Origin of the sequence: Guptibacillus sedimenti, assembly GCF_028610665.1 — a bacterium.
Lineage (GTDB): Bacteria > Bacillota > Bacilli > Bacillales > Guptibacillaceae > Guptibacillus > Guptibacillus sedimenti.
On record NZ_JAQQWV010000002.1, the window covers coordinates 277837 to 303160 of the forward strand.

Here is a 25324-nt window from a genome sequence, read left to right on the forward strand (position 1 = left end):
ACTTACATACAAAAACAGACAGGTTTTTTTAGGGAATGGAAGAGCAGATATTCTTCCTCTAAGCGGGTTATGTGTAAGTAACAATAACTACGTAAAAATCCTTTTATTCAAAGGGATATTTCCTACCTTCTTTAATGCAAGCGATCCTCCCGTTTATCGATAAACAATGAACCATCCTTTTGTAATTCTGCATAAAACACGTCTGAGAGGGATTGAATCCCCTTTGCCTGAATTTGTTGAAGTAGCCATCCTTCATCCACATTCATTTCGTGTAAGGTATTCCGATTTAGTTGGCCGTCCTCAATTAAGGGGGCAGAGAAGGGATAGATCTTTTGCGTTTTTGAAGTAATACCTTGATCTCCTTTCGTTACCGGTTGCTTGTTATCTTTCTTTAAGACAGATAACGTTCCGTCGGTTTCAAAAATGGCATAGTCGACGTCTTTTAAAGAAAAGACGTTCTTTTTTCGGAGCAAGAGGTTAAGGGCATCAATGTCGAGTCGAAGTTTACGAAGCTCGTTTTCCATTATTTTTCCGTTACGGACAATGATTTTTGGACTCCCTTCAACCCCTAACCTGATTGTTTTTGATTTTAAATCCGCATACCCCATCAGAATAGTAAATAGGGTCCAGGCCACAAGAGCAATCATCCCATTTCTCACACTTATCGAAGAGTCAATGGCAAGAGAAGCGCCTAACGTTCCGAGTGCGATGGCAGAGACGAAATTGAAAAAGGTCATTTGCGAAATTTCTTTTCTTCCCATGATTCTTGTTAATAACAGTAATGTGATAAATGAAAGAGATAGTCTGATGAGTAATGTAATCAGTTCCATGATTTTGGTCCTTTCAATAGTATTTAGTAGCTGTCTTTTAGAGTGTGTTAGTTTCAAAACTGTATTCAGGTTTTCCAAATGAAACTTATTACGAATCGTTTTCGTATAGAGAATACCAAGAAAAAACATTTTATGTAAAATCGCGAAGGGAACGGTGTTAGGATGCTGTTCTAAATCCCGTACGGTACTTTAAATTATTTGGGCTAATAGGCTTCAGATGAACCATTGTTTGAAAGGAGCTCACTATTGGAGACTTTTTGGATCACCGTTATATTGGTCCTGTCTGCTTTCTGTCTGGGCCTCTACTATTTGAACAAAGCTTTACGGAAGTGGCTTAAGGTTGAAAAGAAAAGCATGTTTTCTTATAACCATGTGAATGGCACACATCGAAAAATTGACTGGGCGATTCGGATTAGTTTCATGCTGCTATTGATTAGTAGTTTATTTATTAATATAGAGCGTATTCCATTAGAACCGCTCTGGTATCTTCAGACTCACATCATCATGTTTGTGTTTATCATTGTACTGGAAACCGCAAGAGCGATTATGGAGAAACTGTACGCAGAGAATAAAAATGATTATCTTTTTACGCTTTTTCAACTTGGAATAATCGTTGCTTTTTTACTTTCATTGTTTCGAACCAACTTCTTTTGGCTCTTGTGAAATAGTCGAAAAACATGTGGAAAAAGGAGGATTCAATATGGATGTCGGTTTATTCATCATCGGGATCGCTCTCTTAATCGTTTCTTATTTGGTGGGGGTGAAGAAACAAACGTGGTTACTGGCAGGTTTTAATGAAAAGATGGTGAAAAACAAATCCCTATTAGGCACGCTTGTCGGCTTGCTGTTTTTTGTTCCGTTAGGTTTACTTACGATCATCCTTAGCGTAGTCGATTTTGCTAATGAAGGTACGATCATCGTCGTAACAATGGTGATTTTGTTTGGAGTTGTTGCGGTTTTGATTAATCGAAGGTTACTTGATTCATAGGTTGTCGCATACCCACTTGATGACTAAGTGGGTATTTATTTAGGGGAATAAATTAGGAGGAGAATGCATGAACACAGTAAGATGTGAGCTACGGTTATTTTTGGAAACGGATAAGCAACATGTTAAAAGATTGTATAAGAGTGAACAAGTTCGAAAGTATTTAGGTGGAACCGTTGATGATGAAACATTTGAACAAGGGTTTAACAGCATGATTAACTCGCAAAAAACGTCTTCCTATTGGACTGTTTTCCTAAGGAATTCAAAGGAATTTATCGGTATCGTTTTTCTTGATACGTATCGTGATGGGGTGAAAACAGAAGTAGGGTATCAATTTCTTCCGGAGTTTTGGGGCCATGGGTATGCGGGGGAAGTTGTGACAGACGTTATCGAGTATGGATTTAACGAATTAAATTTAGATGAAATCGTGGCAGAGACACAAACGCAGAATACGTCATCTTGTCGTCTGTTACAAAAAGTAGGAATGACTTGTGTAGGACAGCTTGAACGATTTGGGGAAGAGCAGTCGGTGTTTCAACTTTGTCGTCCATGAAAGGTTCAATAATTATGTTAAAGGGAAGAGAGGATAATAAGAAAAAAATAAGAAGGAGAAAGGCGGCTAATGATGTATTGGTTCATAGCCCTTTTTGATGAACAGACTGAGGCGCAGGTGAAAGCAATATGGCAGGAGCTTAAGGAGCAATCTCTTTCCTACTATATCGATGAAGTGAAGGACGGTAGACCACACATCACGCTCGCAAGTTATGAGGAGTTAGATAAGGAAGAATACATAAGAAAAATCGATGCCTTTTATGAAGAGGTAGAGAAGGTGGAGCTTACGTTTAATACGATTAGTTCGTTCTTAAACTATGGAACGATCTTTCTAACACCTACCGTAACGGAGAATTTACTCTCCCTTCATTCCGCGCATCATCATCATTTCGAACGCTTTAATGGGAGTGCCAATCCGTTATATTTACCGGGTAAATGGATTCCTCATTGTACATTAGCAAATGATTTATCTTCAGAAGAACTAGCAAAAGTTTATCAATATTGCTTTGATCATAGTGATACGATTTATGGCAGGATTGAAGAGGTAGCGTTGATTGAACGAATCGATGAAAGTGAAGAAGGAATGGAGGCTCCGATCATCTACTCCAAGCGATTAAGGTAGAAGATAAACTTTATAACTCAGAGATTAGAAGCGTTACTTGCTTAATAAAAGATCTAATAGGGCCGTAGTTCAAACGTGCTATAAAGTGATTTCTAATTGAATATCACGCATTTCTCGTTCATAGATTTCACGATTCATTTCTTTAGCAATAATGCATCCCATCCTTTTGTAAAAGCGCTGCGTTTCAACAGAGGGGTGAGCACCAATATACAACTTTTCTACGCCCAATTGCTTTGCAATGTCTTTCGCTTTGACAAATAGTCTGTGGCCGATTCCCATTCCTCTATAGGGTAATGAAGTATGGACGTAAGAAAGTTCACGATAAGTTGAGCGCTCTCCAAATGTCTCAGCTTCAATAACAGCGAAGGCAAGGACTTTGTTCCCTTGTTCAGCTACAATGACAGCCCCGCCACAAGTGATGGTTGACTTGAAGTGATTCACAATTTCTCGTTTTCTCTCAATTGTCCAATCGTCCTCAAATCGATCCTCCTTTTCGTTTAACCTGTTCGATTCAACAACTAGTACCTGTGTTGTTTCTTGTTTACGTTCAAAAGAATCAAGGATTGAATCTTCAAAATCAATCGATTGTAAAACCCTTATCGTGTCCATTAATCTTCACTCCTTTTGCACTAAATATAGCATATTGAAATGAATTCGCATGTCTTTTTGTGAAGGATGAAACAAGGTTTGTTATCTAACAAAGAGGATAGCCGAGTGGCTATCCTCTTCCTATTTCTTTAAAATTCTTCGTAAGTAGCCGGATCTTGATCATTGATGCGACCATTTGGACGCGTTAATTCAGCCATCATGGCCATTTCAGTTTCATCTAATTCGAAATCGAAAATGGAGAGGTTTTCACGCTGGCGTTCTGGAGACGAAGATTTAGGGATTGGAATGGAACCTAATTGGTAGTGCCAGCGTAAAATGATTTGGGACACGGACTTGTGGTGCTGTTCTGCGATTTTTGTGATCGTTTCATTTTCTAAAATGTCATTCACCCGAGCAAGTGGGCTCCAGGATTCCGTTTTAATGTTGTTTTGTTCGTGCCATCTTCTTTGTTCTTCTTGGTTAAAGAACGGATGCAATTCGATTTGATTGATGCTTGGCTTAACGCCTGTTTCCTTTTCCAATTGTTCTAAGTGTTCAGGGAGGAAATTACATACGCCAATGGAGCGGATCAAGCCCCATTTTTTTGCATCTATTAAAGCTTGCCATGCTTCCACAAAATGACCTTGTTTCGGATTTGGCCAGTGGATGAGGTACAAATCGTAGTAATCTAAATTCGCACGATACAGTGATTCTTGAATAGCCGTTACCGCTTTTTCATATTCCTGATATCGACCTGGTAGTTTCGATGTGATGCGTAATTCGTTTCTTGGAACTGTACTGCGACGAATGGCTTCGCCAACCGTTCCTTCATTCTCATAATTATACGCGGTATCAATGAGGCGGTAGCCAACATCAATCGCACTTGTGATGCCTGTTGCACCATGATTTCCGTTTAATTTGTAAGTTCCAAATCCAATCGCAGGTAAAGTAAGGCCATCATTCAACGTGATTTCTGGAATTGATTTCTTCATCCAAACTCATTCCTTTCTGGAGTACGTTCTTTAAACTAGTACCTCGTTCTAGAAAATGTAAACTTATGTAAGCGTGATCAATTCATTTTCAAATAAAATAATTGGGAATGGTTTTATCACACCATAAAAGAGCTTACGAAAAGAGAGTAAGCTCTTTTAAGTTACGGCGACCTATCGAATCATTCTCGCTTTTTCATAACAATCTATATGGGGATCAGGAGGAGTTAGCCCCCTGCGATAAATTTCAGAAGTTAACATTTCGATAAACGCTTGATCAAGTTGAAGCTTATACGCATCACAATAGGCAATGAACAACTCCTGATTTGTGAGAAACATCATTCTGATGACCTCCCTAATTTGTTGTTGTAGCTGAAACGATAAAGGATATGCTGCTTTTCATTTTTGATGGGGTACATAATCAAAATAATGAAGCAGAATCTTTTTCCCTTTTAATCGCTTTTCCATATAGGCAACAAACAAGAAAGTGCATCGAGCATCATACAGATTTCGATCTTTCTTAAGTTCATAGATGGCGGCCTGATCTGATCGCTTTGGACGATAAGGTCGGTCCATTGTCATAGCGGAATAGCTATCAATCACACGAAGGAGATTTACGGCAAACGGCAGCTGTTCCTTCAACATATGATCAGGATATCCTGTTCCGTCACTATTTTCGTGATGATGTAAGATCAAGGAAGGCTCGAAATCAATTTCTGGATAGTCACTTAAAATCTCTATGCCAAGTTCTGGGTGTTGTTCCAGCTCGCTTTTCTCAGAAAGAGTGAGTGGTCCATTCTGTTGAAGAATCTCTTTTGAAACAAGTAGCATTCCTATGTCATGTAAAAGAACGGACTGAAGGATGATCGGTTTCAATAGGGAGTGAAGATTGTAGTGCAAACAAAAATCAATATAATAACTTGTGGATTGAACGGAGTGATGGAAGGAAGGAGGGTCGTGACGACGGAGAAGTTCCATCAATTGCAGTGATTGATAAGAAAATAAATGAGCGTGCCCGTGCAATGTACACTTTTTCATGTTCATTCTCCTTTTGAGGAGCCGGTTGCACTACTTGCTCCCTATCATTCAAGTGCCCAGGCTAAAATGATAGTTCATCGCATTCTCTTTGTTAGTGTTGTGTTCCTCTGAAATTTACGGAACTCTAATTTCTTATCTAATCAATACCATAAAAAGGCGGGTTTGTTAATAGTTTTATGCACGATTTTATACAAAAGGTTAAAGCAGCTGGTTACCTAGAAAATCAGGTCTTCTTTATAGCGACCTTTAATCCTATTGGGCAACAAAGAAATAAAACAGAAGCATTTCTTTAATTAAATATACTTTATTTCCCAATACAAAATTATCCATTTTAAAGATATGATGTTAGTGCACTCATTTGGTGAAAATCAGATGAGAAAAATACATATCGAGGAGGAGTAACATGAAGAAACTTGCAAAATTCGCAACCATTTCATTTGTCTCAGTTGGATTGTTAGCTGGAGCAGCACAGGTAGGTACCCCTACAGTTGAAGCTAAAGGGCCTGTAGTCAATGCACCAGCTGGATGTTTTGGACCGGTTTATTATACGGTGAAGTATGGTGACACTCTATCAGAGATTGCCTCTAAATATGGTTTAACAACGAACTACCTTGCTTCACTGAACAATATTTCAAACCCGAATCAAATCTACGTTGGGCAAAGATTAAAAGCTTATAACTGTAATTAGATCGTGAAACAGAGCTTACTGAGGTTTATCCTTAAGCTCTGTTTTTCTTATTGTGCTAATGATTAACAAAAGTAGTGGAAGTCCAAATACAAAAAAATAACTTGCAGTGGCATGAAAGTTTGATAGGGTTTCAATGGTGAACATGTCATGAGGAACAAGTGAAATTGTCAGTATGAGAAAGGTTGTTATGATAATTGGCCACGTTGCTCTCTTACGTTTCGTAAGCGTCTTGATCCCCTCAGAAGAAATGTACAAATACGATCCAAACGAGGTTAAGACGGATACGGTCCAAATCGATAGAAATAGCAGATCAATCCGATCAATGATAAGAAAAGAGATTCCTTTTAACATATAAACGGTTGGATCTTGAATCGTTTCAAACTGCCTTGGGCTAAAATACACGTATGTGGCAATCGTAATTAGGCAGTAAAAGCACGTCACCGCTACGTTGGAGAGCGTTAAACTAACGAGCGCTTCTTTTCCTTTGTTTTGTAAATAAGGAAAAACAAATAAAGCCATCTCAAAACCAATCATGGAAAAGAATCCTTCAGGTGTGGCTTTTAGAATCGGACGTAATCCGTGCTCCCCAATGGGTAGGATGTATCGTATATCGGATTGCCTTAAGGCGACTAGAATCATAATAATGAGAGGGATAACTAAGATCGTAACGAATTGATTGAATCGACCGAGCACTTTTACTCTTCCTAGGACAAGATAGGCACCTGAGATTGATAGGAGAGAAAGGATTACGATTGAAGGAGTTCGAGGCAGAATCCAAGTGTTAATACTTATTTGAAATAGTTGGAGCACGAGGATTGCCGTTAATCCCGCAAATAAAATGTAACCGATCGAAATCATTGTGCCGATCAATCGTCCCATGATTTTTGGTGCATACTCATAGAGCGATAAGGTAGGAAATCGTTTACTTAAAAAGTACAGAATGAAAATAACGGCTTGAAACCCTATACTAGCAAGTATAATTGCGATCCATCCATCTTTTCCAGCTGTGGAGTAGAGTGTCTGGGGTAAGGAAAGAATACCTACACCCACCTGGGTCTGGAAAATGATAAAGAGAAATTGAACTGAATTAATTTGCTTACTCGTTTTCATCTCCACTGCCATCTCCGATCGTCCCGCGGTTATTACTACTATCTCCAGCATAGTTAAAAAAATGCAATGAGAAGAAAAGGCTTTTCCCACGCTGATTTGGAAAGATTATACGATATTGAAAATAATGGATTTAAATTGGTGGAACCAGGGAATTAAATAGGGAATTTTAACTTGTAAAAGGGGAAGAGGAGTGGAAGAAACGGTGATGAAGTTCTACGAATCAAAAAGAAAATTAATCTTATTAATGGTCGGGTGCTTGTTGTTCGTAGGGGCGGGTGGGTATTTTTCATATACTTTATTTCAAGAAGGTAGCATTTTAATCGCTCTCATTATGCTACTTTGTGGTGGTTTTTTCCTGTTTATTCTCACAATGTATGCTAAAAAAGTCGCCACAGGACACCCCCATGTAACCCTAACCCCTGAGGATTTGGAACTGTATGTGCTTCCAACAGAGAAAATAAACATTCGATGGGAAGACATTGAGGGGTTTATCCCGTATCGCATGCATAGCAATTCTTTTCATGGGCTTGTCTTAAAGGAGGAAGAACGCTATGCAAAGTTAATGCCAAATAAGATGAAAAAGCTATCTAGAATGAATGTAAGAATGGGCTATCCTCAATATAATATTGTTCTTTCTCATTTAAAACAAAAGAACCTTCTTATTGAAGAATTGGAAAAACGAATCGTTGAAACACATCCAAGTGAGAGTTCTAAGACGAACGGAGCGCTTAAATAAAGGACTCACTTTTGCCTTTTTTCTAGAGCTCATTATGCCCTTTCCGACATCTTAATAAAAAGATTGGTGATTAGTTTGGCGGCATAAACGACAAATAAGTAGGCCGCTAAAAGGACGAACCAATTTGTATACAGTTCAAAAAGGTGTAGTCCAATTAAAAGCGGTTTAAAGATAAATGTGAACGCAATGGCAGAAAGCGTACCATACAGCCAGTAGTTTTTCTCCTTATTTAAGCACCATTGGTAAAGCAAAATAAAATAAACGGGTATGAATGAAGCATCGATGCTAACGCTTGAAGGGAGTTGTGGGATTGCGATATAAGGATAATCCCACCAGGACTTTCTAACCCCTAGTGAGTCAAGATAGGCAGCGATGACGTGAATCGAAAAGCCAAAAAACCCAAGAAGGAAGATGTTTTTACGATCGATGAAGAAATACAATACAATGAGAGGGACGAGTAGCATTGCAAGTATGGTCCAGAATTGCCACGTCGTATAATTGGAGAACTGATGCCAGTAATCGATAGAAGCCGCTTCAAGTTGTTTTTTTAATGAAAGTATATGATCAAATTGTTGTTGGCGATCCATGTAAATACCTCCTTTAATGGGTAGTATTCATCGATTGTTGAAACGCTATTACAATTCGGTATAACTTTTGACAAGTTAAGTGAAAGATCTCTTACTAAAAGGAAAGTTGACCATCAGTGACGAATTCAATAAGCGACTTTACTATCCTAAATGAGGTGATGAGTTGGCTCGAACGGCAAAGCAAGTGTTTGTTAACTTACCAGTGAAGAACTTGGATAAGTCGATTCATTTTTTCACAGAGCTAGGTTTTGAATTCAATCCACAATTTACAGATAAGAATGCCACGTGTATGGTGATCAATGAAAATACATTCGTGATGCTGCTCGTTGAGGAGTTCTTTCAAACATTCACTCAGAAGGAGCTAGTAAACGCGAGGTCATCAACGGAAGTGATTATGGCGATATCAGCTGAAAGCAATGATGAGGTTGATGAGATTGTGAAGCGAGCGCTAGCAGCCGGGGGAAGTCCTTCAAATGAAGCCATTGATCATGGTTTCATGTATGCATGGAGCTTCCAGGATCTAGATGGTCACCTGTGGGAAGTGATGCATATGCAAGGTTCAGTAGAGTAGGATAGAACAGATTAAACAAAAAAAGGCCCCATCCTACTAACAAAGTAGATGGGGCCTTTTATATGATTATACGATTAGTCTGCTACAACAAACTCAAAGTTTCCTTCAAATTTAACATCTTTTCCTAGCAAGAAACCGCCAGTCTCAATAGCTGCATTATACGTCATGCCGTATGCTTCACGGTTAATTTTCCCTGAAACGTCAAAACCAGCGACAGTGCTACCATCAAGTGGGCTTTTCGATGTTCCGTTATATTCAACTGTAAACGTTTCTTCTTTTGTCACGCCTTTAATGGTAAAGTTGCCAGTTACATCATATTCTTCGTCAGATTTCTTTTTGATCGACTTGCTTTCGAATACCATGTTTGGGTATTGATCAGCTTCAAAGAAATCACCAGAGCGAAGGTGGCCGTCGCGGTCTTCGTTACCTGTATCGATTGACTTTACAGAGATGGTTACTTTAATGTTTGCGGCTGTAAGGTCATTAAGATCGCCATTGAAATCAACGTCAAAGTCAGTGAATTCCCCTTTTGCTTTTGAAACCATCATATGTTTAATTTGGAAATCTAAGCTACTGTGAACCTTATCTAATGTTAATGTTTTCATGAAAAATTCCTCCTCAAGGATTGGTGCTTTTTAGTATGAATTAAAGATATCTTATTTTTATCTTGAAGTCAAGATAATTTAATTCAAGATATTGAGTTCTGTCTTTTTAACTAGAAAAATGAGTGGAAGACATCATGCGAAAGGCTTGTTTTCGTAAAAATAGGATAGGCAAATGGGGGGAATTAAGGGTGATCGCGTTTGCGAAAATGAAAGTCGTGTCATGAGGGGAAGTAGAAGGGAAGAAAGAAGCTAGTTAAATGAAAAAATGGATGGTACTTGGAAGTGTCATGTTTGTGCTTGCAGTGGAGGAAATGAAAAAGGAACGATGGAAAATGAACCTGAGACAACAGGGGAGAAGCAACGTGTAAAAAGGCAAACGGCTTTTAAAAAAACCGTTTGCCTTTTTTTAGTTTGCGACACTTTGTTCTGTCACGACTTCCTGTTTGCGCTCTCGTTTTGCTTTTCGGAAATAGAGCAGTTCATAAAAGACAGGTACGATGACGAGTGTTAGCACCGTTGCTCCAGAAAGACCACCAATGACGACAACGGCAAGTGACTTTGATACGAGACTGCCATCTTCTGCATGACCGAATAGGAGTGGAAGCATGGCACAAATGGTGGCGATCGCTGTCATGATAACCGGACGAAGACGCGTACTGCAGGCTTCCATAATCGCATCGCGAATGATCATCGTTTCTTCATTTTGTTTCACGCGATCGATTAACACAATCGCGTTTGTAACCACGATACCAATTAGCATCAACGCTCCGATCAGTGCGGTCGCATCAGCTGGCACTCCCGAAATTAGTAGACCAAGAACGGCGCCAATGGATGCTAGCGGGAGCGTCATTAGAATCGCAAGTGGTGCTCGCAAAGTTTTAAAGGTTAGCACCATAATGAGATACACAATAAGAATGGACGCGAGCATGGTCATGCCAAGATCTTTAAAATCATCTGCCTGTTGCTGCGAGGCGCCTCCAGTAGCAAGTGTAACGCCATTCGGTAAATCAAGTTCATTTACATTTTGATCGATATTTTGCGCAATAACTGAAAGCTCCTCTGGCGTCACTTCGGCTGTAATCCGTGCATACAAATCACCGTCTTTATGAAGCACCGTGCTCGGTTTCTCTTCTGTGGTGATGGATGCAACTTGAGACAATGGAACAACGCCGTTTGACGTTGCGAGTGTTAAATCGTTTAACTCAGAAAGTGAATCTGTTTTGATTCCAGCATTTAAAAACACTGGTGTTTGTTGCTCGTTAAGATCGATTGCACCAATTGGCTGTGGATTCAGCAAGCTTCGAATCTGCATGGCCGTTTGCTCGGCATTGGCTTTTTCTGTATTGACTTTAACCGTATACACGGGCGACGTTTTATCCTGATTGCTTGAGACTTTTTGAACCCCATCAACTTCTTTCATTTCATTCATGATCTGATCAGAAGCAGTTAGAATATCGGTTGTATTGTTTCCGATTACATCGTATGTGATAGAAGAATTCGAGGAGCCACCAAACATCGAAGACGGGCTCGCTTCAATCGTCACGTTCTTTTCATTCTTTTTCGCTTCGTTCACCTGGTCAATGAATTTCTCTGCGTCAGCGTCTTCTTTCATAATGAAGAGATAATTCACTGTATCTGGATCGCTCACCTGACCATACTGGGCATCTTCTTCGCTCGATCCATATTGGGTAACCATATGCTCATAGCCATCAAAGTCAGCTAATGTCTGTTCAAAATCCACCATCCGTTCTTGCTTTGTTTCTTCAGGCGTTGCGCTTGGGAATTCCATACTAACGGATACCATTGAAGCATCGTTTGCACCGGTTGCTGCTTTTGGCATCGTCATGTAAAGTGCGATCGAACCACCAAATACGAGTATCGCTAATAAGATCGGAACGAATTTATGATTAAGCGACCATCGCAATACATTTAAATAGCGGTCCGGCGTTTTATGTGCTGGTAAAGTGGTGTTCTTTAGCATCGCTCGACTTAGAAGTGGAACGACGGTAAGCGCAACAATAAGGGAAGCGAGTAGAGAATAAGTGACGGTTAAGCCAAAAGGTAAAAGGAAAGCTCTAAGGGAACCATTCACTAGCCCCATTGGCAAGAAAACGGCAACCGTAATGAGCGTTGAAGACGTAATCGCTCTCGATACTTCCTTTGTGGCATCAAGCACCATCGTTTTAGATAGCTTCTCATTTTGACTTCGCCTGAAAATGTTCTCAACGACAACAATACTATCATCAACAAGGCGTCCGACGGCCACTGCCACCCCACCAAGCGTAAGAATATTCAATGTTACGCCAGAAATCCAGAGAAGAAGGAGCGTAATGGCGAGTGAAAGTGGAATGGAAAGCGCCGTAATGAGCGTCGGTTTAAATTTCCTCAGAAATAATAAAATCACAAGTGTGGCAAATAAAGCACCAAGTCCAACTTCACGAGCCATGCTCGTTACCGAATTTTTTACCATGTCACCAGTTGTGAAAAGCGTTGTTGCTTCAACTTCCGGGTAGTCTTTGTTGATTTTTTTTACCGTTTCTTCGACTTCATTTCCAGCTGTTACAGCACTTGCATCGCTTTCTTTAAAAAGCACAACTGCAACAGCTTCTTTCCCGTCAACACGCGCAATCATATCTTCCGATTTTACTTGCTCAACCGATGCGATCTCTTTCAAAGAAACAGAAGGCGCATCCGGAATTTGAAGCGGGATCGGTAAATTTTCCAGCGCCTTAATCGACGTCAGGTTATCGGTAACGTTAATCGTGCTTTTTTGTCCATCTATTGTACTGTTTCCAGCAGTGGCTGATACGTTTTGTCCTTGCAGAACGCCCATAACTGCATTCACTGGTAGTTGTAGCTCTTTCAACTTTTCCTGATCTAAATTGATTTGAATGCGAGATCCGCTTTCCCCGACGATGCTTGCAGCAGACAAGCTTTCTTCATTTTCAAAAAGCGGTTTAAACTCATCGTTCACCTTTTCGATGTTCGTTTTCGTTAACCCATCGTCAAACGTAAGCGACACTTGACCAACAGGGATCATCGTTGTATTGAGCTGCGACACCTGTGGTTTTCCGATGCCTTCAGGTAACGAGAGCGCGCTAATGGCATCTTGCACATTGTTCTTCGCTTCTTTCATATTTGTTTTGGAGTCAAAGTTGATCACGATTTGTGAAAAGCCTTCGCCAGTTGTTGAAAGTATGGAGGTTTTTCCACTAATCGACGCCACCGCCTGTTCGACGGGCTCTGTGACCGATGTTGTCATCGATCCTGCATCATACCCCTGACCTAGTGTCACGACTGTTACTTGTGGATTATCCGCTTCAGGTAAAAACTCCATTGGCAAAAGAAAATAGCTAACCGTCCCGACTAATAACGTAATGATAACAAACAATGTCATCGCTGCTTTGTTTCGAAAAGCCCAATTTGTTAATGATGGCATACAGTTTCCCCCGGTTTCCTTAAAATAGTAAGTGCGGTATCAAACTTCCGTCCTCGTTCTTTTTAAATTTACTGCAATTACGAGTGAGCCACAGCGGTCCCCGGTCCAAACTTTATCTAGGTCTCTAGACGTAGATAGTGGAGGCCGTACTACAAATGTCATTGTACGCTTGAGATCCTGCACATATGCTTGTTGCGGAAACGACTTTTGGCGTTTTGGCCAATAAAAATGAAATATGGACAATAAAATCTCATTTCGGCCAATATATCTGAAATTTGGCTAATATAATTGAAATCTTGCCTATATCCTACATTTTCCGCTACTACTTTATGAAAATGTGAGGTCTTCTCACGCAGAAAATTGGTAATTTGCAGAAAAATGGGATTAGTACTTTAGTAATAGGGTAATAAAAGATAGTCCTGGTCTGGAGACAAGGTGAAAAAGAGATGAACTCGCTGTCTTTCTATTTCGAATTTGTAGTATAACTCTGATTCGAGGGGATGATAGGAAATAAAAGTGAAGGAGGCTATCGTATTGGACAAATGGATGAAATTTCTCGAGGTGAATGCTCCTCGTATTTTTGATTTAGCGATTGAGCACACAATATTAGTAGGCTTAGCGATTATTGTTGCGCTAATCATTGGTGTTCCACTTGGCATCTATTTAACAACAAATGACTATCTTGCTGAAACCGTTCTGCAGATTGCTTCTGTCATGCTAACGATTCCAAGTATTGCCCTATTTGGGGTGATGATCCCTGTCTTTTCCATTGTCAATCAGGGGATTGGGTTTGTCCCAGCTTTCGTAGCGCTAGTATTATACTCGCAGCTCCCGATTATCCGAAATACATATACGGCAATTCGAAACGTTAATCCGGAAATGAGAGATGCTGCGAAGGGGTTAGGGATGAAAACGAGTCAGCGTCTATTGCGTGTTGAGATTCCAAACGCTTTTCCCATTATTATGGCAGGTATTCGTACGGCCGTTGTCCTTAATATTGGGATCGGTGTCATCGCAGCCTATATTGGCGCGGGCGGCTTAGGCGTACTGATTACACAAGGCATTTCACGCGGCGATAATTACTTAATCATCAGCGGCTCAATCGCTGTTGCTATACTAGCAATGATTGCAGATGGGATTTTGCTATTTATTCAAAAACGCTACACACCAAAAAGCATTGCGAACTAAGGAGTGAGGTGAAGAAATGATTACATTTGATAAAACAACAAAGACATATGAAGGTGGCGTAACTGCCGTAGATGGAGTGGACTTCACTGTTGAAAAAGGCAACATTGTCGTGCTGCTCGGCCCATCTGGGTGCGGGAAAACCACGTTGCTTCGTATGGTGAACCGTCTGGAAACGATTTCAGATGGGAAAATCACGATTGATGGTGAAGATTCGATGTCCTTAGATCAAATCGCATTAAGACGGAAAATTGGATATGTCATTCAAAGCAATGGGCTTTTTCCAAATATGACGATTGAAGAGAACGTGATGATTGTCCCGGATCTACTAGGTTGGAAGAAGAAAGAGAAGCGAGAGCGATTTAACAAACTAATGGAAATGATCGGGTTGAGTGGTGAGAAATTTGGCAAGCGTTATCCGCATGAGCTTTCTGGAGGACAGCAGCAGCGAATTGGTGTCATTCGTGCATTAGCCGCAGATCCGCCGGTTATGTTGATGGATGAACCTTTTGGCGCACTCGATCCTATCATTCGTGAAAAAATTCAAGATGAATTTCTTCAAATCCAACGCGAAGTGAAGAAAACGATTCTATTCGTTAGTCATGACATTGATGAAGCGATTAAAATGGCAGATAAAATCGTTCTTTTACGTGGTGGAGAAGTGATGCAATACGATACTCCCTCTGAGATGCTCGTACGTCCTAAAAATGAATTCGTTCGTGAATTTTTTGGAAAGGACAGGGCCATTAAGAGCTTAAGTCTACATCGAATTCAAGATCTGCAAGAAGTGATTGGTCTTGCAAATATCGATGAAACGATTGAGGACACAATCACGATTAATGTAAATCACGATTTGCGTAATACGTTATCAATGCTTCTGAATCAAGAAGCTGATCAGGTGATCGTGATCGATAATGACGGAAATAAGTTAGGTGCTATTACGATTGATCTTGTTCAAAAGTATCTTCACTTTGAAATTAAGGCAAAGCCTACCCTGGTGCAGAAAGGGTGATGAAATGAATAAGAAAAAAGTGATGAGCCGTGTGGTGAGCTTTTTCGTCTATGGAATTGTCGCGGTGTTCTTTATTTGGGCCATCAGCAACAGCTATTTTAACTATATTTTTAGTCAATCAAGTACATTTCTCTACTTATTGAAACAGCACATGCAATTGGTGCTTGTATCTTCACTCTTAGCCGTCGTTGTCGCATTACCAGTCGGTATTCTTGTGACGCGTAGAAGTTTTCGACGTGCAGAGTGGATTGTCTCGAATACGGTGAACCTTGGACAAACCATCCCAAGTCTTGCCGTTCTGGCTTTAATGATTAGTATTTTAGGTATTGGGTTCAAAACAGCAGTATTCGCTCTGTTTATTTATTCGCTCCTTCCGATGTATCGAAATACAGTGGCAGGCATTGATTCGATTGATGAGAATTTGATCGATGCAGCGAGAGGGATGGGGATGAAGCCGATTCAAATTCTATTTCGCATTGAGTTACCAAATGCGTCTTACTCAATTCTTGCGGGAATTCGTACGGCTGTCGTATTAAATATCGGTACAGCAGCACTCGCCTATGTTGTTGGCGGAGGCGGACTTGGCGTATGGATTTTCACAGGCATTCAGTTATTTGATAATGGTTATCTAATTTCAGGCGCCATTCCAGTCACATTATTAGCGATTTTTGTAGATTATTTGCTTCGGTTGCTTGAGCGTAAAATCGTACCAAAAGGCTCAAAGCCGCCACAAGAAACGTAAAGGTGGGAGGTGTTTGCATGAAAAGAAAGGTATTTCGTATCATCGGAATTGTGCTGATCCTTTCGATGCTTGCTTCGTGTTCAAGTGTAGGGATTGGGGGCAAACAGATATCCGTTGGAGGGAAGAACTTTACGGAACAATACTTGCTTTCAGAAATGACCGCTTTTCTATTAAAGGATGAAGGGTTTAATGTTAAGCAGATGAATAACCTTGGAAGTACGGTCGTGCGGAAAGCGCTCGAAAACAGCCAGGTAGATATGATGTGGGAATATACGGGCACAGCCCTTATTACATATATGGGCGAAGAGCCCATTGCAGATCCTAAGGAAGCATTTGAAAAAGTGAAAGAATTAGATGCTAAAAATAATGACATCCACTGGATGAACATGTCGAATGTGAACAACACCTATGCGCTTGCAATGAGAAAAGAGCAGGCGAATGAATTAGGCATTGAATCGATTAGTGATCTAGCAGCTTATGTAAATGAAAATCCAGGCGAACTCACAATGGCCTCAGACGCTGAATTTGCTAACCGTCCTGACGGATTACCAGGCGTAGAAGAAACATACGGATTTGAATTCGATTCAAGTCAAATCAAGCTGATGGATCTTGGCTTAACACAGCGGTCATTAGATAACGAACAAGTCGATGTCTCAGTCGCATTTGAAACAGATGCAACGATCGTCGAGTATGATCTCGTGACACTAAAAGATGATAAAACGTTCTTTCCACCCTATCGGGCAGCGGTAAGTATTAACGAAGACGTCTATGAAAAGTATCCAGAAGTGGAAGAAATCACAGCACGTTTAGGTGAAAAACTAAACAGCGATATTATGCGTGAACTGAATTATAAAGTTGATATTGAAGGGAACAGTGTTTCTGTTGTTGCGCATGATTGGCTTGTGGAAAATGGATTGTTAGAAGAATAAATTTCATTTTGAAATGTCCTGTGACTTAGTGCAGGGCATTTTTGTATGAAGATTTATTATAGTGTTTATCTATATTTGATGAAATTGGATTTACTTTTTATGGTGTTGTAGGAGGAGGAGTATCTTCTATAATTGGGCAGTTTTGTTGAAGATTTTAATTCGAGATAATATATATAATCTCAATCAAAAGTTGTATATAATCTCCTTCTATCGTAAGTAGTGTTTTAACATCAATGATTGTATTATTGATGACAAGACATAGATGCTTTTGGGAGGGGAATAGCTTTGGAAATTAGTGAGGTTATTTTAAGAACTAATGATCTTGAAAAAATGAAAGAGTTTTATACAGAAACTCTTGGTTTATCTTTGATAAAGAATAACAAAGAAGATTTTCAAATTGCAGTTGGTTCTAGTCAACTTACATTTACATCAAGGGACGTAGAAGGAGAACCTTTCTATCATTTTGCTTTTAACATTCCTTCAAACAAGTTTAAGGAAGCTAAAGCTTGGGTTAAAAGTATAGTTAAATTAAATTATGAGGATGGAAATGATGAAGTAGATTTTTCATATCTGCCTGCCAAATCAATTTACTTTTATGATCCTGTCGGAAATATAGTTGAGTTTATCTCCAGACATTCAATTTCAAGAGCTGAGGTTGGCCCCTTTTCACAACATAGCATTCAAAATATAAGTGAAATAAGTCTTACCGTGGAGGAACCTATTAAAATTGGTAAAAAGTTGATTGATATAGGAATTAAAGAGCGTGATAACTGTGAACTAAGTGATAGTTCGCTTAATTTTATGGGGGACAAGTCTAACGGGATTTTCCTTCTGTTAAATAAACCAGGTAGGAGATGGATCTTTTCAGATAGAATCTCTTCTGTTCATCCTATTTATATTAAGCTAAGTAATAATGTTGAAATAGAAGTGAGTGACACCAAAGAGGTAGTAATAAGTTCAAAGTTTTGAGATTACTATTCATAAATTTTTCGCATAATCGGAGCAATCATTTAATAATAAGAAGGAGGATCTAATGTCTGAGGGGTTACTTCACCACGTTGAAATCTATGTATCTAATCTGGAAAGATCAACTTCATTCTGGAGCTGGTTCTTAAAGGAGTTAGGGTATGAACCTTTTCAAAAATGGGATAAAGGACAAAGTTGGAAGCTAGATGAAACTTACTTAGTGTTTGTTCAAACAGAAGAAAAATTTTTAGATATACCTTATCACAGATGTAGAGCTGGTTTGAATCACCTAGCATTTCACGCTTCATCACGTAATAGAGTAGACGAAATGGCTAATAACCTGAAAGAGAGAGGTATAAATATTCTATATGAAAACCAGCATCCTTTTGCAGGCGGTAATCATCACTATGCTGTTTACTTTGAAGACCCAGATAGAATTAAAGTAGAATTTGTAGCATCATCTCCTTGAAATATTTGAAGTAATCTTGAATATAATTCTTCAACAATCTCGGAGCGTTTGCTAAATAAAAAGTAAGCGCTCTAAGTAGTTAAGAACAGAGTTTTGAATATTTTGTGCTCGCTCTTTTTATTTATGGCAACTCTAAATTAAATGATGAGAGAGGCTATTATATCAATGATTTTAGTTAAGGAGTGAAATGGTGGGTACCAATCTTAAAGAACTTATAAAAAAGTTAGAAGGTAGTCATTTAAATCATGAGATTCGTAGTTCAGCAGAAGAATTAGATAAGATCCTTGCTGATGAATTTTTTGAAATTGGAGCCTCAGGAAATAAGATATATAAAAAGGATTGTATTGATAGTAGTTTGGCATTGGATGAATTGTCATTATATGATTTTGAAGTTCATCCATTAGGTCCTTTTGCAGTTTTAACAACTTATTTTGTTAATAATAAAACAAACAATCGTAATACCCTAAGAAGTTCAATATGGAAGTATATAGATGAAAGATGGCAACTTTATTTTCACCAGGGCACAGTCACAAACTTACGTGTTGAAGACGTTAATAAATAATTATATTTTAATAGTAATTTCTTATTCTACAATCTCGGAGCAATTCTTTAATAAAGACTTTAAATATAGAGGGTAGCTAGGTGAAGTCACTATGCAAATTATTAATGTAAGAGAAAACCCAAAGTATAAAGAAGCAGCGATAAAGTATTTTCAGAATAAGTGGGCAAATGAAAACAGCATGAAAGTATATGAGGACAGTATTACCTACAGTATAAAAACAGATAGTCCTCTTCCTATTTGGTATTTAATGCTGGAATCAGACGAAATCATTGGGTGCGCAGGTCTAATCACGAATGATTTTATAAGCCGAATGGATTTATTGCCGTGGGTATGCGCTATTTACATTGAAGAAAATCATCGTGGTAATGATCTAGGGAAAGAACTGCTTTTACGTGCACAAGCTGATGCAAAGAAAATAGGATACAATAAAATTTTTCTTTGTACTGATCACATTGGATACTATGAGAAATATGGATTTTCATATATAGGTGAAGGGTATCATCCTTGGGGAAGTCATTCGAGAATATATGAATGTACTAACTAAGGTAATCAAATAAAAGTTTTTGATTTGTTTTTCAAGAATATCGGAGCGATGATTGAGGAGGAAGTGCAAAAATGACAGAATCCCTTTATACAGGCATACTGATTTACCCTAGATTCAGTGAATATGAGCTTTCTGTACTATTATCGGTATTGAAACAAGGTGGAAAACAAACTATATTTCTAGGTTTAAATAGTCATCCTATAAAAGGAGAAGCTGGCTTACCTTGTATACCAGAATCTACAATAAATGAGTTTGATATTAATCTTTTAGATAGTGTTGTGCTTCCTGGAGTTGATGATTTTGAGCATCTTGTTGACGATCATAAGTTGTCTTCCTTTTTACATAAAATTGATGATCGAAATCGAATAATTGCTGCAATTTCTAGTGCTCCTTATTTATTATCAGCAAGTGGTGTGCTAGAGAAGAAGCGTTATACTACAGGATTAACTACTGAACAAAGGAATTTCTTTGGTACATTTAACAATGAGAACTATGTAAACTCACCAGTTGTTGTGGATGATTATCTTATTACAGCGAAAGGATCAGCATTTATAGAGTTTGCATTTGGAGTTGGAGATCAGCTAAATCTTAAATATGAAAAAGATTGGTTCTTTTCAAACAGCTAAAGTATTTTTATGTCAACGTCACAAGCGTAACTAGAATGTAAGTTCAACAATCTCGGAGCGATTACTGAATCTTGGTTAAGCACTTTATACCATTAGTTTCAAAACTAAGTTAAATTTAAGATATATATTATTTTGTGGGAGAGCTATATGAACATAAGAACAGAAAGATTAATAATTCGTGGTTTTGAATTAGAAGATTGGGAAGAAGTATATACATATACTTCCCAAAAAACTGTTATGGAATATATGCCGGAAGGTGTATTAACAAAAGAAGAAACTAAGAAGTTTATAAGAGAAAACATTGGAGAATCAGCTAATAAATTTCCTGTGATACTTGCAGGCAAGAAGACACTAATAGGTCATATTGAGTTTTTTAAATATTTTGGTGAACATTCTTATGAAATAGGATGGGTTTTCAATCCGGATTATTATAATAAAGGTTATGCTTCGGAAGCTGCCCTAGCATTATTAAAATATGGATTTGAAGAGTTAGAGTTACATAGGATTGTAGCCACTTGCCAACCAGAAAATGTTCCTTCTTATCGTGTTATGGAAAAAATCGGTATGAGAAGAGAAGGGTATTTTAAAAAATGCATTCCGCATGGGGATGGTTGGTGGGATGAATATTCTTACGGAATTTTAGAAGAAGAGTGGAAAAACCATTTTTAGTTTTACAGTTTTGTCTTTTGTATTAATTGAATCCATTGGATAAATCTTAAGTTATAGTTTTCATGTAAAAAGAAGGATTATCTTAATAAAGAGTAAGCGCTTTAAATACAATTCTATTGTAGGAAGACGGAATAAGAGAAACTAAAATTAAAAAAGGAGAAGTATGATGTATAACGTTTCAAAAGCCAATATTACAGACTTAGATGAAATCGTACACGTTGACAGTGAAGTAATTGGAAACACAAGCAGACGGAAGTTTATTAAAGATACCATTGAGAGGGAATGCTGTATCGTTGTTAAGGAGGCGAAGAATATCGTAGGGTTTTTAACGTATGATACTAATTTTTTTGACTGTTCATTTATATCTCTTATTATGGTAGCCCCATCAAAAAGACGGAAAGGTTATGCAAGTTTGCTGCTGGGATATATGATTAACCATTCTCTTACTGCAAAAGTATTTTCTTCTACTAATTGCTCTAACGTTAGGATGCAGAAAGTATTTGAAGCGAACGGATTTATTCAAAGTGGTAAAATAGAGAATTTGGACGAAGGGGATCTCCAGAGATGATATTTTTTAAATCAACTTACTAGATCTTGTATTATTGAATCATAGACGTTGAAAAAAATATTAAGAAGACGGGAGGGAGTTTAAGAGTGTTGATGAAATTAATTCCAAACGTGTGGGAGACTCCAAGACTAACAATTCAAGATCTTAAAGAAAGTGAAATACAAATTGTTCAAAAGATATATGAACAAGGGAGTTACATACATCAATGGGACGGCGGTAGTATAGATCATAATTATGCTTATCGCTGTTTTACTGAAGGCGACTTACCTCCTAATGGAACCAAAGAACGCTACAAAATTCAAGTGTTAACACTAAAGGGAACGGATACTATTGTTGGAATTCTTACAACTTATCATGGATATCCGAAGCCTGAAACATTTTATATTAACTATCTATACATCGACAAAATATATCATAAACAAGGACTAGGGAAAGAAGTCATTAATGAATTACTCACTATTTTAAGAGAGTCTAATTTTGTAGAAGTCCGAGCAAGTGTAGCCATAAAAAATTGGCCAGCTCTTAGATTTTGGACTGGACTTGGGTTAAATAAGATTAATGGATTTTATGGAGATAAAGAATATAAGGATGATCATTACGCTGACATCGAATTAATTATGAATTTTTAGTTCCATATCTTCAACAATCTCGGAGCTTATCTGTAATAAGATAGGCTTCTTTTTGACGTGGAATAAGTGGTGAAGTAATTCACTTTGATTTTAAATGATTGGTATCACTTGAACATAAGGCTATAGACTTTATAAGACTGAAGACCTATTTTAAAATAATTCTTAAGATGATTTTTGGAAAATTCAATTAAATGTATGATTAAAGAATAGTTTGAAAGTACGTCTAACGAACCAATGAAAGGTAGTGGATAATTTGATAAGAATCTCTTTTGGGTTGTTTCTATTAGTAATATTAGTTATCCCTAATATTGCACAAGCGCAAAACCATGAAGAAGATATGCTTACAGAGTATATGAATGAAGCAATGAAGAAGTACCAAATTCCAGGTGCGTCCTTAGGGCTCGTACAAAATGGAAAAGTGGTCTATCAAGAGTCGTTTGGTAAGCAGAGTGATGGATCGCCTGTCACAAATAAAACTCTTTTCTCAATAGGATCAATAAGTAAACCATTAACAAGCCTTGGTATTCTTAAGTTAGTGGAGAAAGGAGAAATAGAGTTAGAAGCTCCAATAGATACATATATCAAATTCGATTACGGACAATCGACCAATCAATACGTTATTAAGGTAAAACAACTATTGGCACATACGAGTGGGATTAGCTCCTTATCTGGAATGGAAGTAGCTGATAAAAACTTAAGAGGATCTAATGCCCTTACAGAAGCTGTAAAAGAACTGGAACCTCTAAAACTTGTTTCAAAACCAGGACAACTTCACCAGTATAGCGCTGCGAATTATCTACTACTAGGAAAAATAATTGAAGAACAATCTAAAGTACCTTTTGCAGAATACATGCAAGAGGCAGTGTTTAAGGACTTGGGTATGTCCGATACGGTTGCTTCGTATAAATCAGCGATTAAATTGGGATATCAGCCAGGTTTTCAATCCTGGTTTGGTAAACCAGTTGAAAGCAATGTTTGGTTCGATGATGGTGGTGCCCCATACGGTTATATGGCTTCGACATTAGAGGATATGTTAGCGTTCATAAGAGCCGTTCAATACAGTGACACCCTTTTATCTGAACCTTTAAACACGCTATACACCAAACCAGAAGTGTATAGAAAAGAAAACTTGTATTATGGATTAGGCTGGAGAATCAATAAGGAGAAAAACGAACAATATATTTTTCATGGTGGAGAAACTCCAGACTCGCGTTCTGAAATCTTCCTACACAATACGAAGGACTATGCCTTTGTGTTGCTGACCAATAAGAATAATTTTTCTGAAGTCATGAATACGACTAATATGAAAGAAGGTATTAGAGAAATTATTGAGAGTGAACAAATATCTTCTTTGCCTGAGCCTAACTATCAAATGCAATGGATAACCTTATTTTGCACTATGGTAGTAACCTTGTTAGGGATTTGGAATATCTCCCGACTTTATCAAAAGAACCTTATTTTTAAGAAAATATGGTACATTGTAGCCGGACTATCCATCTTGCTAGGAGTTTTTATGAATCCTTTATTAGTTCAATTATTTCAATCACCATGGCATACCATTAATGCTTATGCTCCAGATACTGCATTATTAATTAAGATACTCATTGGAGTATTAGTGACATATGGGCTCTGTTCTTCTATAGTTATCTCCATTAAAAAAGAAGTAGTCAGGACATTAAAGAAAGGTAGAACAAAAATAATGTAATAAGATCTACAAGACTGAAGCTTGAAAAATTGCATAAAGTAAATACTTTACAAAAAAATTAACATTAGCTCTTAGCTGTTAAACCGGAGCGAATGATGTATTACTTTCTAATTAATTTTTCTATGAGGGGTGAAGTTCCGATGTTTGTCAAAGTATATGAATATCAAATTCACGAAGAGAGTATAGAAGAGTATTTCCGTATTCAGCAAAAAGTTGGAGAAATTTATGGAAAGTACATCGACGTTGAAACCACTTACTTACAAAGCAAGGAAAATTCATTAAAGTGGATGGAAATTGCAAAATATGAAAGTGAAAAAGAATATCAGAAGGCGATGGCACTAATAAATCAGGAAAATGAGATTCAAGAATTATTTAAATCCTTCGAAGCCATTCTGTTATCAGATACAAATATGGTCAGGGAGGAAGACTTCTTGGATATAAAAGAGGTAGCAAACTCTTGATCAACAATCTCGGAGCGTTACTGCAATAACATCATACGTACTAGTGATTGAATGATCTTCATCAATTAGGTGTAATTTCTGATTAAGGAATTACACCTTTTTCTTTCAAAAATAGTTGAGTAACTGGTTAGGTTTTGAAATAATTGGAATTGAAAGAAAAATGGATTTTTGTAGAAATATAGTCATATATCCTGTTTATTAGGAGGTAATAAAATGTATGAAACAAGATGGAATACTAATAAAGAAATTCCTATTATGGCTGACCTATGGTACAAAATGGCCTGTGAAATGGGAGATGTAGATGGCATTCCAAAGCCAGATGTACAGAGGCTTGAGGAAGTTGAGAGTTTATTTCTAAAAGAATTTGAATTAGATAATTTAGTATTCAGAGTTGCCACCGATAGCAATGATAATATTGTTGCTTGTTCAGGAGGGTTGATTAGGACAGAGTATTCATATCCGCTTGCAGAAGAACAGAGCCTTTTTGGTTGGGTGATAGCAGTATATACGAAAGAAAATCATCGGAATAATGGGCTAGCTTATAAATTAGTCGATGAAACTTGTGGATGGCTCAAAGAAAAAGGAGCAATCCGAGCAAGGTTATGGTCAAGTTCCACTGGAAGAAAGATTTATGGAAATCTAGGGTTTAAAGATATGATGGATATGTCAAAGCCACTTACTTAAATGGCATGATCAATATATATATAATGATAATAACTAATATGGGAGGAAAAAATTGATACATATAGGCTTAGACTTTGATGACACTCTCATTGATATGAGGAAATCAATTATTAGGTTGCTAAATGAATTGCATCAAAAAGATCTGATCTATGAAGATATTAAAGAATGTGGAGTTTAGGTGAGGTTTTAGAGGACCGATTTTAATAGTTGATTAAAAAAGTTATTCCGTTATC

At 37.9% G+C, this 25324-nt stretch carries 31 protein-coding genes, 1 pseudogene and 1 riboswitch; of the genes and pseudogenes, 23 read left to right on the plus strand and 9 right to left on the minus strand.

Annotation, left to right across the window (positions count from 1 at the left end):
* Nucleotides 1-131: 131 nt before the first annotated feature.
* Nucleotides 132-830 (minus strand): YetF domain-containing protein, encoded by a 699-nt coding sequence (locus tag PQ578_RS09715; RefSeq protein ID WP_273833943.1) that lies wholly within the window; start codon nt 828-830, stop codon nt 132-134.
* Nucleotides 831-1076: 246 nt separating this feature from the next.
* On the opposite strand from PQ578_RS09715, the gene PQ578_RS09720 reads away from it, so the two are divergent.
* The 4 genes from PQ578_RS09720 (at nt 1077) to PQ578_RS09735 (ending at nt 2989) form a co-directional block, all read left to right on the plus strand.
* Nucleotides 1077-1493: a DUF4181 domain-containing protein gene (locus tag PQ578_RS09720; protein WP_273833944.1), complete on the plus strand. Its 417-nt coding sequence runs from the start codon at nt 1077-1079 to the stop codon at nt 1491-1493.
* A gap of 37 nt (nt 1494-1530) precedes the next feature.
* Nucleotides 1531-1818, plus strand: coding sequence for a DUF3784 domain-containing protein (locus PQ578_RS09725; protein ID WP_273833946.1), 288 nt, complete (start codon nt 1531-1533; stop codon nt 1816-1818).
* Between the two features lie 67 nt (nt 1819-1885).
* The gene (locus PQ578_RS09730) at nt 1886-2368 is read left to right on the plus strand and encodes a GNAT family N-acetyltransferase (protein WP_273833949.1); all 483 of its coding nucleotides are present in this window, start codon (nt 1886-1888) and stop codon (nt 2366-2368) included.
* Between the two features lie 69 nt (nt 2369-2437).
* On the plus strand, nt 2438-2989 hold the full coding sequence (locus tag PQ578_RS09735; protein ID WP_273833951.1) for a 2'-5' RNA ligase family protein: 552 nt from the start codon (nt 2438-2440) through the stop codon (nt 2987-2989).
* Nucleotides 2990-3067: 78 nt separating this feature from the next.
* Here the strand turns inward: PQ578_RS09735 and PQ578_RS09740 are convergent, their stop codons facing one another.
* The 4 genes from PQ578_RS09740 to PQ578_RS09755 form a co-directional block, all read right to left on the minus strand.
* Complete coding sequence (locus PQ578_RS09740; RefSeq protein ID WP_273833953.1) at nt 3068-3598, minus strand: GNAT family N-acetyltransferase; 531 nt, start codon at nt 3596-3598, stop codon at nt 3068-3070.
* A 128-nt stretch (nt 3599-3726) separates the two neighbouring features.
* Nucleotides 3727-4569 (minus strand): aldo/keto reductase, encoded by an 843-nt coding sequence (locus PQ578_RS09745; RefSeq protein ID WP_273833955.1) that lies wholly within the window; start codon nt 4567-4569, stop codon nt 3727-3729.
* 171 nt (nt 4570-4740) lie between these two features.
* Nucleotides 4741-4908 (minus strand): sporulation histidine kinase inhibitor Sda, encoded by a 168-nt coding sequence (gene sda / locus PQ578_RS09750; protein WP_160920510.1) that lies wholly within the window; start codon nt 4906-4908, stop codon nt 4741-4743.
* 57 nt (nt 4909-4965) lie between these two features.
* A complete protein-coding gene (locus PQ578_RS09755) occupies nt 4966-5604 on the minus strand; it encodes an HD-GYP domain-containing protein (protein ID WP_273833960.1) in 639 nt (212 codons plus the stop codon).
* A gap of 11 nt (nt 5605-5615) precedes the next feature.
* A riboswitch (cyclic di-GMP riboswitch) is annotated at nt 5616-5698 on the minus strand.
* Nucleotides 5699-6007: 309 nt separating this feature from the next.
* Between PQ578_RS09755 and PQ578_RS22415 the strand changes: the two genes are divergently transcribed.
* On the plus strand, nt 6008-6292 hold the full coding sequence (locus PQ578_RS22415; protein WP_337958013.1) for a M23 family metallopeptidase: 285 nt from the start codon (nt 6008-6010) through the stop codon (nt 6290-6292).
* A 15-nt stretch (nt 6293-6307) separates the two neighbouring features.
* On the opposite strand, the gene PQ578_RS09765 is transcribed toward PQ578_RS22415, so the two are convergent.
* Nucleotides 6308-7414, minus strand: a complete 1107-nt coding sequence (locus tag PQ578_RS09765) for a GerAB/ArcD/ProY family transporter (RefSeq protein WP_273833962.1) — start codon at nt 7412-7414, stop codon at nt 6308-6310.
* A gap of 178 nt (nt 7415-7592) precedes the next feature.
* Here PQ578_RS09765 and PQ578_RS09770 point away from each other — a divergent pair, with 178 nt between their 5' ends.
* Nucleotides 7593-8138: an STM3941 family protein gene (locus tag PQ578_RS09770; RefSeq protein ID WP_273833963.1), complete on the plus strand. Its 546-nt coding sequence runs from the start codon at nt 7593-7595 to the stop codon at nt 8136-8138.
* A gap of 32 nt (nt 8139-8170) precedes the next feature.
* On the opposite strand, the gene PQ578_RS09775 is transcribed toward PQ578_RS09770, so the two are convergent.
* Nucleotides 8171-8725: a CBO0543 family protein gene (locus PQ578_RS09775; RefSeq protein WP_273833965.1), complete on the minus strand. Its 555-nt coding sequence runs from the start codon at nt 8723-8725 to the stop codon at nt 8171-8173.
* Nucleotides 8726-8888: 163 nt separating this feature from the next.
* On the opposite strand from PQ578_RS09775, the gene PQ578_RS09780 reads away from it, so the two are divergent.
* A complete protein-coding gene (locus PQ578_RS09780; protein ID WP_273833967.1) occupies nt 8889-9296 on the plus strand; it encodes a VOC family protein in 408 nt (135 codons plus the stop codon).
* Between the two features lie 74 nt (nt 9297-9370).
* Here PQ578_RS09780 and PQ578_RS09785 read toward each other — a convergent pair whose 3' ends face one another.
* Complete coding sequence (locus PQ578_RS09785) at nt 9371-9901, minus strand: YceI family protein (RefSeq protein WP_273833970.1); 531 nt, start codon at nt 9899-9901, stop codon at nt 9371-9373.
* A 406-nt stretch (nt 9902-10307) separates the two neighbouring features.
* On the minus strand, nt 10308-13340 hold the full coding sequence (locus PQ578_RS09790) for an efflux RND transporter permease subunit (RefSeq protein ID WP_273833971.1): 3033 nt from the start codon (nt 13338-13340) through the stop codon (nt 10308-10310).
* A gap of 534 nt (nt 13341-13874) precedes the next feature.
* Here PQ578_RS09790 and PQ578_RS09795 point away from each other — a divergent pair.
* From PQ578_RS09795 to PQ578_RS09870, 16 genes and pseudogenes are all read left to right on the plus strand, one after another.
* Nucleotides 13875-14528 (plus strand): ABC transporter permease, encoded by a 654-nt coding sequence (locus tag PQ578_RS09795; RefSeq protein ID WP_273833973.1) that lies wholly within the window; start codon nt 13875-13877, stop codon nt 14526-14528.
* A 16-nt stretch (nt 14529-14544) separates the two neighbouring features.
* Complete coding sequence (locus PQ578_RS09800) at nt 14545-15537, plus strand: ABC transporter ATP-binding protein (protein ID WP_273833975.1); 993 nt, start codon at nt 14545-14547, stop codon at nt 15535-15537.
* Between the two features lie 4 nt (nt 15538-15541).
* Nucleotides 15542-16279, plus strand: a complete 738-nt coding sequence (locus PQ578_RS09805) for an ABC transporter permease (protein WP_273833977.1) — start codon at nt 15542-15544, stop codon at nt 16277-16279.
* 17 nt (nt 16280-16296) lie between these two features.
* On the plus strand, nt 16297-17208 hold the full coding sequence (locus tag PQ578_RS09810) for an ABC transporter substrate-binding protein (RefSeq protein ID WP_273833979.1): 912 nt from the start codon (nt 16297-16299) through the stop codon (nt 17206-17208).
* A gap of 285 nt (nt 17209-17493) precedes the next feature.
* On the plus strand, nt 17494-18177 hold the full coding sequence (locus PQ578_RS09815; RefSeq protein ID WP_273833981.1) for a VOC family protein: 684 nt from the start codon (nt 17494-17496) through the stop codon (nt 18175-18177).
* A gap of 64 nt (nt 18178-18241) precedes the next feature.
* Nucleotides 18242-18643: a VOC family protein gene (locus PQ578_RS09820; protein ID WP_273833982.1), complete on the plus strand. Its 402-nt coding sequence runs from the start codon at nt 18242-18244 to the stop codon at nt 18641-18643.
* Nucleotides 18644-18833: 190 nt separating this feature from the next.
* Nucleotides 18834-19205: a nuclear transport factor 2 family protein gene (locus PQ578_RS09825; RefSeq protein WP_273833985.1), complete on the plus strand. Its 372-nt coding sequence runs from the start codon at nt 18834-18836 to the stop codon at nt 19203-19205.
* A 91-nt stretch (nt 19206-19296) separates the two neighbouring features.
* Nucleotides 19297-19749, plus strand: a complete 453-nt coding sequence (locus PQ578_RS09830) for a GNAT family N-acetyltransferase (protein ID WP_273833989.1) — start codon at nt 19297-19299, stop codon at nt 19747-19749.
* A 71-nt stretch (nt 19750-19820) separates the two neighbouring features.
* The gene (locus PQ578_RS09835; RefSeq protein ID WP_273833993.1) at nt 19821-20375 is read left to right on the plus strand and encodes a DJ-1/PfpI family protein; all 555 of its coding nucleotides are present in this window, start codon (nt 19821-19823) and stop codon (nt 20373-20375) included.
* Between the two features lie 147 nt (nt 20376-20522).
* On the plus strand, nt 20523-21044 hold the full coding sequence (locus PQ578_RS09840; RefSeq protein ID WP_273833994.1) for a GNAT family N-acetyltransferase: 522 nt from the start codon (nt 20523-20525) through the stop codon (nt 21042-21044).
* A 166-nt stretch (nt 21045-21210) separates the two neighbouring features.
* A pseudogene (locus PQ578_RS09845) lies at nt 21211-21635 on the plus strand (GNAT family N-acetyltransferase).
* Between the two features lie 69 nt (nt 21636-21704).
* Nucleotides 21705-22241, plus strand: a complete 537-nt coding sequence (locus PQ578_RS09850) for a GNAT family N-acetyltransferase (protein ID WP_273834960.1) — start codon at nt 21705-21707, stop codon at nt 22239-22241.
* Between the two features lie 253 nt (nt 22242-22494).
* Nucleotides 22495-23946, plus strand: coding sequence for a serine hydrolase domain-containing protein (locus PQ578_RS09855; protein WP_273833997.1), 1452 nt, complete (start codon nt 22495-22497; stop codon nt 23944-23946).
* A gap of 140 nt (nt 23947-24086) precedes the next feature.
* Nucleotides 24087-24407 (plus strand): hypothetical protein, encoded by a 321-nt coding sequence (locus PQ578_RS09860; protein WP_273833999.1) that lies wholly within the window; start codon nt 24087-24089, stop codon nt 24405-24407.
* A 213-nt stretch (nt 24408-24620) separates the two neighbouring features.
* Nucleotides 24621-25091, plus strand: coding sequence for a GNAT family N-acetyltransferase (locus PQ578_RS09865; protein WP_273834001.1), 471 nt, complete (start codon nt 24621-24623; stop codon nt 25089-25091).
* Nucleotides 25092-25143: 52 nt separating this feature from the next.
* Nucleotides 25144-25269 carry a hypothetical protein gene (locus PQ578_RS09870; RefSeq protein ID WP_273834003.1) on the plus strand — a complete coding sequence of 42 codons (126 nt, stop codon included), beginning with the start codon at nt 25144-25146 and terminating at the stop codon, nt 25267-25269.
* The last annotated feature ends 55 nt before the right edge of the window (nt 25270-25324 follow it).